Origin of the sequence: Collinsella sp. HCP28S3_E9, from assembly GCF_052065455.1 — a bacterium.
Lineage (GTDB): Bacteria > Actinomycetota > Coriobacteriia > Coriobacteriales > Coriobacteriaceae > Collinsella.
Genome location: NZ_JBQHTZ010000028.1, coordinates 1 through 5,562 on the forward strand (window position 1 = coordinate 1; position 5,562 = coordinate 5,562).

A 5,562-nucleotide genomic window follows, 5' to 3' on the forward strand; every position below is an offset into this window, starting at 1 on the left:
CCCCCCCCCCCCCCCCCCCCCCCCCCCCCCCCCCCCCCCCCCCCCCCCCCCCCCCCCCCCCCCCCCCCCCCCCCCCCCCCCCCCCCCCCCCCCCCCCCCCCCCCCCCCGCCGGACAGTTCCACCGCTACTCGCAGAGCAGCTTGGCGATCTGGACGGCGTTGGTTGCCGCGCCCTTACGGATTTGGTCGCCACAGCACCAGAAGGTGATGCCACGCGCGGCCTCGGGGTTCGAGATGTCGCGGCGCACGCGACCGACCCAAATCAGGTCCTGGTCGGAGGTGTCCATCGGCATGGGGAATCGGTCGTGCGCATCCTCGGCACCCAGGTCGTCGACCAGCTTGACACCCGGGGCAGAAGCCAGCGCAGCACGGGCTTCCTCGACCGTAATGTCGCGCTCAAACTCGAGCGTAATGCTCTCGGAGTGCGAGCGCAGCACAGGCACGCGCACACAAGTGCAGTTCACGCGCAGCTCGGGCAGGTGCATAATCTTGCGACCCTCGTTTTGCAACTTCATCTCCTCGGAGGTAAAGCCCTCCTCCTTGACGCCGCCAATCTGCGGAATCAGGTTGCTCGCCAACTGGGCGGCAAATGCGCGCGGCTCGGGAATCTCCTCGCCACGACCCAGGGCGGCCAGCTGGGCCTCGAGCTCGGCCATACCGGGAGCACCAGCGCCCGAAGCCGCCTGGTACGTCGAGACGATCATGCGCTTCACGCCGGCAAGCTTGTGCAGCGGCCAGGTGGGGACCAGGCCGATGATAGTTGCACAGTTAGGGTTAGCGATAAGGCCGTGATGCCACTTGATGTCGTCGGCATTGATCTCGGGCACGACGAGCGGCACCTCGGGATCCATGCGGAAGGCGTGGCTGTTGTCGACCACGACGGCGCCACGCTTGACGGCCTCGGGCAGCAGCTCCTTGGCGATATCGTCGCCGGCAGCGCCGAGTACGATGTCGCAGCCCTCAAAGGCCTCGGGGCAAGCCTCCTCAATAACCACCTGCTCGCCGCGGAACTCGACGGTCTTGCCCGCAGAACGCGCGCTCGCCAGCAGCTTGAGCTTGCCAACCGGAAACTCCTGCTCGTTGAGGCACTCGAGCATCTGGGTGCCCACGGCCCCCGTCGCGCCCAAAATAGCAACCGTGTACTGTTTCATGCTTCCCCCTTTGAAGGTTGTGGCTTTTGCCCGCACGCCGAGCAGGCAGGATATTCTTGCCCAGTGTATACAAGAACGGGGCGGACACGAAACCCACCCCGTCGAAACGAAACCGAAACGAAACGCCCCGCGCTAGATTTTTTGGAACATGCCTCAAAACCCACTCATGCGCCAAAAGGTAGATTTCTAGACATATCCCAAAAATCTACCGGAATGGTCGCTATTTGTGGAGGGCAGCCAGGGCGGGTTCAATCGGTGCAGGAGCCTCCAGATCGGAGACCTTCACAATGCCGTTCTCGTCGGAGAAGGCACGGTAAATGGTCTGAATCGCCAGGTCGAAGTCCTTATCCTCGACACCGATAATGATGTTGATCTCGTCGCAGCTCTGCGAAATCATGCGCACGCTCACGCCAGCCTGGCCGAGCATGCCAAACAGGTGGCCGGAAATACCTGCGCGGCCGCGCAGGTTACGACCGACGGTCGCGATGAGCGCCAGGCCCTCGACAACCTCAATCTCGAGCGGCTCAACCTCCTGCTGGATGTCGCCCACGAGCGAGTACAGCGAATCGTGCACATCCTGCTCCTGCACCACGGCGCCAAAGCGGTCGACGCCGGTGGGCATGTGCTCGACGGAAACGTCATAGCGCTCGAAGACCGAAAGTGCACGGCGCATAAAGCCGACGCGGGGCTTGGTGCGATCGCGGGCCACGTTGATGGCGACAAAACCGCGCTTGCCGGTCACGCCGGTAATGATGGGCTCCGCCTCGCCCTCATCAGCCGTCTCGCTAATGATGGTGCCGGGGTCCTGCGGCGCATTGGTGTTCTTGATGACCAGCGGAATACCCGCCTCGCGCACGGGGAACACGGCCTCCTCGTGCAGGACGCTTGCGCCCATGTACGAAAGCTCGCGCAGCTCCTCGTAGGTAACGCGCGCAATGGGCTGAGCCTCGGGAACAATACGCGGATCGGCAGAGTAAAAGCCCGAGACGTCGGTCCAGTTCTCGTAAAGGTCGGCGTCCAGACACTTGGCCAGGATCGAGCCCGAGATATCGCCGCCGCCACGATCGAGCAGCTTAATCTGGCCCTCACGCGTCGCGCCGTAGAAACCGGGCATAACAAAGCCGCCCTGCTGACCGTACTCCTGCACCAGCTCGGAGGTGCGGTTCATGCTGAGCGTACCGTCGTGATGGAACGCCACAACCGTCGCGGCGTCCAGGAACGGCAGGCCCAGGTACTCGGCCATCAGGCGAGCGGTGAAGTACTCGCCGCGGCTCACAAGCTCCTCGGTGGAGTAGCCGCCCGAGCGGGCGCGCTCGGCAAAGGCCGCGAACTCCTCACGGATGGGATAGGTGAGCTCCAGCTCGTCAGCGATATCAAAATAGCGCTGGCCAATGTCCTCGAGCAGCTCCTCACACGACACGTGATACTTAACGTGCGCGTTAACCAGGTAGAGCAGGTCGGTCACCTTGGTGTCGCCCTTAAAGCGGCGACCGCAGGCGGAAACCACCACAAAACGGCGGGCCGGGTCGGCATCGACGATGGCCTTGATCTTCTTAAAGTGTTCGGCGTCGGCGACCGACGAGCCGCCAAACTTGGCAATCTTAATCATGGGCTGGAGGTTACCTTTCTAAAAGCCTCTGCGAACCTATTTTGCGCGCTCTGATACCATGGTTTCACCGATTGGGACCAAGGCATCCGAGGAGCAGTGTTATATGGGAACTTATCATAGTACACGAGGACGCACTTTATCGTGCTCAAGTAAGGTGGCAATCCGCACCGGCATCGCTCCCGACGGGGGTTTGTTTGTCTCGGACGAGCTCGGCACCCAGCAGGTCGATATCAGCTCGCTTGCAGATAAATCGTACTTTGAAATCGCTCAAGATGTGTTGGGAATGTTACTGAATGATTACACGGGCGAAGAAATTTCGGCCTGTGTGAATGAGGCATATCGCGGCACGTTCGCGAGTGAAGAGGTTACGCCGCTCGTCAAACTCGACGCTGCGCCGGGCGCTGACGCCCCTCAGACCTATGTGATGGAGCTCTTTGGCGGCCCCACGAGTGCCTTTAAGGACGTCGCCCTGCAGATGCTCCCCCGTCTCATGGCCCGCACTTCCGCCAAGGACGGCGGCGCCGAGCGCATCATGATCGTCACCGCCACGTCGGGCGACACCGGCAAGGCCGCACTCGCCGGTTTTGCCGACGCTCCGGGCACGGGCATCACCGTCTTTTATCCCGAAGGCAAAGTCAGCCGCGTGCAGAATCTGCAGATGTCCACACAGGAAGGCGATAACGTCGCCGTCTGCGGCATTCGCGGCAACTTCGACGATGCCCAGAGTGCCGTCAAGCGCATCTTTGCCGATAAGGAGCTTGCCGAGCGCTTGGAGGCCGCCGGAACGGTGCTTTCGAGTGCCAACTCCATCAACGTCGGCCGTCTGGTGCCGCAGGTCGTCTACTACTTTGCCGCCTATGCGCAGCTGTTGCGCGCCGGCGCCATCGAGGCCGGCGACGCCGTGGAGTTCTGCGTACCGACCGGCAACTTTGGCGATATCCTGGCCGGCTACTATGCCAAGCGCATGGGTCTGCCCGTCGCCAAGCTCGTCGTCGCGAGCGACAAGAACAACGTGCTGGCTGACTTCCTGACCACCGGCGTCTACGACCGCAACCGTCCGTTCTTCACGACCATCTCGCCGTCGATGGACATCCTCATCAGCTCCAACCTGGAACGCATGCTCTACTTCCTGTCCGATGGCGACTGCGAGCTTGTTGCCAGCCTTATGGAGCAGCTGGCAAAGACTGGTCACTATGAGGTTCCCGCCGACCTGCTGGCAAAGATTCAGAGCGTCTTTGGCTGCGGCTGGGCCAGCGAGGACGAGGTGCGCGCTGCCATCAAGAGCTGCTGGGATGCGAACGGCTACGTGATCGACCCGCACACCGCTTGCGGCTATCACGTCTTTGAAAAGGTCGCTCCCGCCGAGGGGGCCAAGGCCCGTGTGCTGCTTTCGACCGCCAGCCCCTACAAGTTCCCGCGTGCCTGCTGCGATGCTCTGGGTCTCAACGTTCCCGAGGACGACTTTGAGGCCATGCGCGTGCTCGAGCAGGCCACCAATACGGCCGCACCGGCACAGCTCGCCGAGCTCGAGTCCAAACCCGTCCGCTTCGAAGACGTCTGTGACGTCGATGAGATGGCAAGCTACGTCGAGTCTGCAGCAAAAAAGATGGCTACCAACTAAAACCCTCATTAGGCGCCGGCGAAAGCCGGCGCACCTTCTTTTATCAGATAACCCCCGGGATGATGACGAACGCGCACAGCGTGCCTGGCTGTTTAGTTCGTCGCGAGTTCCGCACGCAAAGGAAAGCACTTAATGTGCTTTCCGTCTTGCGCAGGACTGCCCGAGCAGCGAACTAAACAGCCAGGCACGCCAGGAGGACCCACATGATCAAAATCACCGTCCCAGCAACCAGCGCCAACTTGGGCATCGGCTACGACACCCTCGGCATGGCCGTCAGCCTCTACTCGCACTTCACCTTCGAGCGCGCTGACAAGCTCACCATCACGGGCTGCCCCGAGGAGTTCCAAAACGAGAACAACCTGGTCTACGTCAGCTTTGTCGATGCGCTGGCCGCATGGGGCGAGCCGGCTTTTCCCGTTGCCATCGACATTCAAACCGATGTACCCGTCGCTCGCGGCCTGGGTTCCAGCTCCACTTGCGTTGTCGCTGGCATTATGGCCGCCGCCGCACTGACAGGCCACACCGTCGACCGCGCTGAGCTCGTCCGCATTGCCACCGAGGTCGAGGGCCATCCCGATAACGTCGCTCCCGCCATCCTGGGCGGCGCCGTCTGCTCCTTTACGCCGACCGATTCGCTCCCCCAGTGCCTGCGCTACGAGGTGAGCGATCGCTTGCGTTTTATTACCGTGATTCCGCCCTACGAGGTTCACACGAGCGAGGCGCGCAAGGTCGTGCCGCAGGAGATTCCGCTCTCCACCGCCGTATGGCAAATGGGCCGTATCGCCGGCATGACGCGAGGCCTGGAGGCTGGCGACCTCGACCTGATTGCCGCCGCCAATGACGACCGCATCCAGGAGCCCTATCGTCGTCGCCTGATTCCCGACTACAACGCTGTGCGCGACACCTGCCTTAACGGCGGCGCCAAGACCATCTGGATCAGCGGTTCGGGCTCTACCCTTATGGCTGTGACCGACGACACCATCGTGGCAAAATTCCTGCAGGTCAAGCTGCGTGAGCAGTTCCCCAAGTGTGAGACGCACATTCTGACGTGCGACACCGAGGGCGCTCAAATCGAGTACCTGTAGCGCCCTGTCTCATTGCTCTCACCGGTCTCCTTGGGGCTTCCCCTGAAAACGTCCTCGATCATGAATTGCCCCGTCGTGCGCTTCGCGCGACGGGGC

General features: G+C 62.3%; 4 protein-coding genes. 2 read left to right on the forward strand and 2 right to left on the reverse strand.

From position 1 onward, the window contains the following. Positions 1 to 125: 125 nt before the first annotated feature. Both ACTNA2_RS08890 and ACTNA2_RS08895 read right to left on the reverse strand, forming a co-directional pair. Positions 126 to 1,151 carry an aspartate-semialdehyde dehydrogenase gene (locus ACTNA2_RS08890; protein WP_154514908.1) on the reverse strand — a complete coding sequence of 342 codons (1,026 nt, stop codon included), beginning with the start codon at positions 1,149 to 1,151 and terminating at the stop codon, positions 126 to 128. Positions 1,152 to 1,371: 220 nt separating this feature from the next. Then, entirely contained in the window at positions 1,372 to 2,760 is a 1,389-nt protein-coding gene (locus ACTNA2_RS08895) for an aspartate kinase (protein WP_154514910.1), read from the reverse strand. 103 nt (positions 2,761 to 2,863) lie between these two features. Here ACTNA2_RS08895 and thrC point away from each other — a divergent pair, with 103 nt between their 5' ends. Together thrC and thrB are read left to right on the forward strand one after the other, a co-directional pair. Next, a complete protein-coding gene (gene thrC / locus ACTNA2_RS08900) occupies positions 2,864 to 4,381 on the forward strand; it encodes a threonine synthase (protein WP_441049351.1) in 1,518 nt (505 codons plus the stop codon). A 203-nt stretch (positions 4,382 to 4,584) separates the two neighbouring features. Continuing rightward, positions 4,585 to 5,466 carry a homoserine kinase gene (gene thrB / locus ACTNA2_RS08905; protein WP_154514914.1) on the forward strand — a complete coding sequence of 294 codons (882 nt, stop codon included), beginning with the start codon at positions 4,585 to 4,587 and terminating at the stop codon, positions 5,464 to 5,466. Positions 5,467 to 5,562: the final 96 nt, after the last annotated feature.

Excerpts from the sequence above, each read along its gene's own strand:
- ACTNA2_RS08890 (WP_154514908.1), bottom strand. The coding sequence starts at position 1,151 with ATGAAACAGTACACGGTTGCTATTTTGGGCGCGACGGGGGCCGTGGGC.
- thrC (WP_441049351.1), top strand. The coding sequence starts at position 2,864 with ATGGGAACTTATCATAGTACACGAGGACGCACTTTATCGTGCTCAAGT.
- thrB (WP_154514914.1), top strand. The coding sequence starts at position 4,585 with ATGATCAAAATCACCGTCCCAGCAACCAGCGCCAACTTGGGCATCGGC.
- ACTNA2_RS08895 (WP_154514910.1), bottom strand. The coding sequence starts at position 2,760 with ATGATTAAGATTGCCAAGTTTGGCGGCTCGTCGGTCGCCGACGCCGAA.